2 tRNA genes are annotated in these 394 nt (G+C 61.7%); both read right to left on the bottom strand.

Going from position 1 to position 394, the window contains the following annotated elements:
• Window positions 1-159 precede the first annotated feature (159 nt).
• Window positions 160-232: transfer RNA gene (locus G3I78_RS50335), tRNA-Gly, on the bottom strand.
• An 80-nt stretch (window positions 233-312) separates the two neighbouring features.
• Window positions 313-383, bottom strand: a tRNA-Gly gene (locus G3I78_RS50330).
• Window positions 384-394 lie beyond the last annotated feature (11 nt).

Below are 394 nucleotides of genomic sequence, written 5' to 3'. Positions count from 1 at the left end.
GGACGAACAGGTGGAACGACCACCGGGTGTAGAGCTCGATCTTGGCCGCACTGCTGCGGTTCCTCCACCACCCCGTCAGCTTCGACACGGTCCCAGCCCCCCGGTGAGTAAACGCATACGACAAAGGCCCTGATCGATGATCAGGGCCTTTGCACGCTGAGCGGACGACGCGACTCGAACGCGCGACATCCACCTTGGCAAGGTGGTGCTCTACCAACTGAGCTACGTCCGCATGCTGCCTCGGCATGAATGCCGCTGCGATGCGTGCATCACTCTACCCGATCCACCGGAGTGGTCGGTAAAGCGTTGCAGAGCGGGTGACAGGGATCGCACACTGCGCCTTCCCCCTGGAAGGGGGATGTTCTGCTACTGAACTACACCCGTACGACCTTCG

Origin of the sequence: Streptomyces sp. SID13726, assembly GCF_010548375.1 — a bacterium.
In the GTDB taxonomy this organism is placed as follows: Bacteria; Actinomycetota; Actinomycetes; order Streptomycetales; family Streptomycetaceae; genus Streptomyces.
Note: the sequence above shows the minus strand (reverse complement) of the source record. Positions and strands in the feature narration are given on the sequence as shown.